Annotated in this window: 5 protein-coding genes; 2 read left to right on the plus strand and 3 right to left on the minus strand. The window is 57.7% G+C overall.

Features of this window, described 5'->3' with window-relative positions; genetic code table 11:
- Positions 1–50: 50 nt before the first annotated feature.
- Positions 51–698 (minus strand): phosphodiester glycosidase family protein, encoded by a 648-nt coding sequence (locus tag QOL99_RS15955; RefSeq protein WP_104992255.1) that lies wholly within the window; start codon positions 696–698, stop codon positions 51–53.
- 320 nt (positions 699–1,018) lie between these two features.
- On the opposite strand from QOL99_RS15955, the gene QOL99_RS15960 reads away from it, so the two are divergent.
- On the plus strand, positions 1,019–1,612 hold the full coding sequence (locus tag QOL99_RS15960; protein ID WP_107139585.1) for a hypothetical protein: 594 nt from the start codon (positions 1,019–1,021) through the stop codon (positions 1,610–1,612).
- 59 nt (positions 1,613–1,671) lie between these two features.
- Here QOL99_RS15960 and QOL99_RS15965 read toward each other — a convergent pair whose 3' ends face one another.
- Both QOL99_RS15965 and QOL99_RS15970 read right to left on the minus strand, forming a co-directional pair.
- Entirely contained in the window at positions 1,672–1,992 is a 321-nt protein-coding gene (locus QOL99_RS15965; protein WP_104992257.1) for a hypothetical protein, read from the minus strand.
- A 5-nt stretch (positions 1,993–1,997) separates the two neighbouring features.
- A complete protein-coding gene (locus QOL99_RS15970) occupies positions 1,998–2,534 on the minus strand; it encodes a response regulator transcription factor (RefSeq protein WP_253581153.1) in 537 nt (178 codons plus the stop codon).
- Positions 2,535–2,698: 164 nt separating this feature from the next.
- Between QOL99_RS15970 and QOL99_RS15975 the strand changes: the two genes are divergently transcribed.
- Entirely contained in the window at positions 2,699–3,349 is a 651-nt protein-coding gene (locus tag QOL99_RS15975; RefSeq protein WP_107139491.1) for a hypothetical protein, read from the plus strand.
- Positions 3,350–3,411: the final 62 nt, after the last annotated feature.

Genomic DNA, 3,411 nt, shown 5'->3' on the forward strand with positions numbered 1-3,411 from the left:
CGCGCCTGTGCCCTTTGAGGGCACAGGCGCAACCGTGGAACCAGAGAGAATCAGGCAATGCTGCTGATGTAGCTGTAGCTGGTCAGCGCGACCGGAATGACGTGTACCGAACGGGCATCACTGCCGAACAGGGTGTTGCGGTCTTCCAGGTACAACTGCGCAGAGCCGCCGCCATCCCCGGCGATCGCGTCCGTGCAACCCAGCGACTTCATGTACCCGGCCAAGTCCGTAAGGTTGATCGAGGCGCGGTAGGCAAGGATATAGTCGCCGCTGCTGTGCAGGCCCAGGCAGATGCGCTGACGGTTGACGGTGGGACCAAGCTGATCCACGCTGTACTTCCCCCAGGTGGCATCAGTGAAATTACCACCTCGCACGATGATTGGTCCAGCGGCCATACTCCAGATCAGGCTGGACGACTGCGAGTAGGCACTGTTCTCGTCGTGAAAAACCACTGCACCGTTGCCGTTAAGGCTGATCACGTCGATGTTTTTCCCAGTTACGCCATGCTTCCTGTCGCCATCGAGTACGAACAGCCCAGTCAGCTCTCCAGTAGAGAGATCGAAGAACATGAAGTTGGACCCGGCGATGGCATTGGCGTCGCCCCTTACGAACGTCGGGACATTGCGACGACCAGCACCGCTGGCGTCACCAGAGAAACGGACTTTGAAGTTGCTGCGGGGGATACGAATGGCTGGCATATCTGCACTCCTGGTGGTTCTGAATTGAAGTGGCCACTTCTGCAATCAGTATGCGGATCCATCCGTTTGAGAGAAAGAACGTTTTCTACCAGTATGCCTATCCGAATATACCAGTACATCTCTGCTTTCCCATCCAAACCAGTCAACAAAAATGCACCACAGATCTTTCCTATGCCGGGTAGAAAAGTTTTACTTTAAAAACTTTTCTACCTGTAGATTTCTTGTAGCAATGAGGTAGATTTCAGAGTTTAAAATAAGACTTGTATACACCATGCTTACTCCAGAAGTGATCACTTCAAATTTGGTTCGGGAGGTACAGCATGGCTCTTCAGGAATTTGTGAAGGTATACACGGCAGAGTCGAACTTCACGGGCATACAGGGATACATTAGCGTCCCAGCAACGCCTACGGGTCTGAGCACGTATGATTTCGTCAACTTCTTTCTTGCTTTGGACGACTATTACGAAGTTGGCCTCAGCTACGCAGATAAGGGCGATGGAAACGGCCCAGTCTGGCGCTACTTCGCCAATCACGCCAAATTTGGTCAGCAGAACCAGATTGTGAGCCCTACCAGTGAGGTCTTCGTCAAGATCGTCAACCGGGGCACGGAAGCGGACGCGACTGTACAGGACGGGCGCATCACGTTCTCTCGCACGGCCGCCGTGGCGTCCCCAACCTACTCCGGCAAGATGCTGATCGGCGGGGAGGACAACAGTGCCACGTCATCCAGCGGCTATACGCCCCGGCACCCGCAAGTGACGTTCCGCAACGTGAAGGTGCAGCGTGGCGGCGTGTGGCTTGACTGGAATGCCACCACGCAAGGCTCCCTGGGTGCCCTGGTCAACCGCACGCCTCAGTATCAGCGGCAAGGCATGGTCATCCAGAACGTACCGCTGATCGCCCAACTGACGTAACCCATGGGAAAGGAGAGGGCCAATGAAGCCCTCTCCTTTCCCGTGGCGCTTCCCGGCTTTTAGCGGAGCGTCACGGCTGCCTTGCCATTCGTCACGGTGCAAGTAAACCGCACGGTCCTGACCTGCCCGCCCTGTTGAAAGCGCGCCGTGCCTACCCAGAAATACGACTGACCGACATGGCCGGAGTTGTTGATGTTCCTGGAATAAGTGACCGGGACTCCCGCGGGCACCGTGCGGAAGCCCTGAAGGTTGCGGATGCACAGTGCCTGCCCGAGTTCCTGGTCTGGCAAGAGACGTGAGGGGAGTGGCACGTCTCTGCCACCAGCGCCCGCAACACTGGCAGCCAGAATGGCAAGGGCACAGATCATCTTACGCAGCATGGTCGTCATTGTATAGGTGGCTTGTTGGCGATGTCCCAGTAATACAGAATCGCTTCGTTACGGCTACTCACGCCCAGCTTCTGAAACACGCGTGTCAGGCCGTTTTGTACGGTCTGATTGGCAATTCCCAACTCACGGGCAATTTCCTTGTTGGCGAGACCGCGTGCCACCAGGCGCAGCAAGTCCCCTTCTGCTGGCGTTAAAGGAGAGCGCTGAGCAGGCGTCAAGCGGACCCGCTCCCGGGTTTCTGCACGCCGCAGCAACTCCGCGAGTTCCTCCAGGGTGCGGCTCCGGTACGCCAAGCCCAGCAGGCCCAGGTTCCACAGATCATCGAGGTATTCGGGACAGGCGTTCTGGGTCAGCACGAAGCTGCTGGCGGCCGATTCTGGCGTCACCATCTGAAAGGCAAAGCCGACCGGCCAGTCCAGGACCAGCGAGACGGCCGGAAATTCAGGGAGACGGGCATGGAGCGCATCTTCGAGCAAGCGGGCGATGAGGGGTTGGGTGCTGACGACCTGGAGCTGTGCATTGCGGACCAGCAAGGAGACCTCCCGGCGAATCTGAGAAATACGCGGATAACGTAATTCTGTCAGGAATTGCGGGACTGGTCAGCCGAGTTTTCTACTGCACACAAAGGTGTGGGAGAAGACTACCAGTAGATTTCTACCTTTAAGCAGCTTTCATCCACGGCTATGCTTCCCACAGAATGAGTACCGCTGACGTGATGCTGCTGGGGCTTGAACGGGTCTCTGAAGCTGACTTCTTGCGGCTGCAAGCGTGCGTACGGGAATGGCGCGTATTGTGGGGCCTGACGCTGACCCACTGCTTACGGCTGGAGGACGAACGCGACGCGTTCGTCCTGATCGCTGAGCGGACCTACCGGGAAGCCCTCGATCACCTGGAAGACTGGCTCCGCGCCGCCTTCCCGGACCATGTGATCGTGGGGCATGCCTATGTCCAGGGTATGCATCTGCCGGTCTACACGATGGATCAGGCTGGATTGGAGCTGATGCGCCGGATGCAGTCGCGTACAGCGTGCATTGTTGAGGATGCGCGAGCGGGAAAGACCAGCCCCCTGTTACCGTCCGTCTCCTCGCACCTCGATGGGGTAGCGGCCTGGCGAACCCGCAATCATGTCAGACCCCAGGGTCAGGGTGTGTACCTTCTCTGTGATGCCTGCGGCGAGAGCACAGCCCGGCAGGCGAATGAAGAGGAGGCGTGGGAGGTCGCTGGGACAAAGGGCTGGCGAGTGTATCGAGACTTGGATGTTTGTATCTGTGAGCGCTGTGTCCAGAGTGGCAACGCACGGGCGCTGGAGCGGGTGCTATGCAGATTGGAAGCTCGACAATCTGCCTGACACTGAGGGGGTCGGGAAACTCTTCACTTTGCGCTTCGTAGCAGCTTCCTTAAACCACCCCC

This window comes from Deinococcus rhizophilus, assembly GCF_030271215.1.
In the GTDB taxonomy this organism is placed as follows: Bacteria; Deinococcota; Deinococci; order Deinococcales; family Deinococcaceae; genus Deinococcus; species Deinococcus rhizophilus.

Coding starts and splice junctions, on each gene's coding strand:
- QOL99_RS15975 (WP_107139491.1), top strand. CDS start 2,699: ATGAGTACCGCTGACGTGATGCTGCTGGGGCTTGAACGGGTCTCTGAA.
- QOL99_RS15965 (WP_104992257.1), bottom strand. CDS start 1,992: ATGCTGCGTAAGATGATCTGTGCCCTTGCCATTCTGGCTGCCAGTGTT.
- QOL99_RS15955 (WP_104992255.1), bottom strand. CDS start 698: ATGCCAGCCATTCGTATCCCCCGCAGCAACTTCAAAGTCCGTTTCTCT.
- QOL99_RS15960 (WP_107139585.1), top strand. CDS start 1,019: ATGGCTCTTCAGGAATTTGTGAAGGTATACACGGCAGAGTCGAACTTC.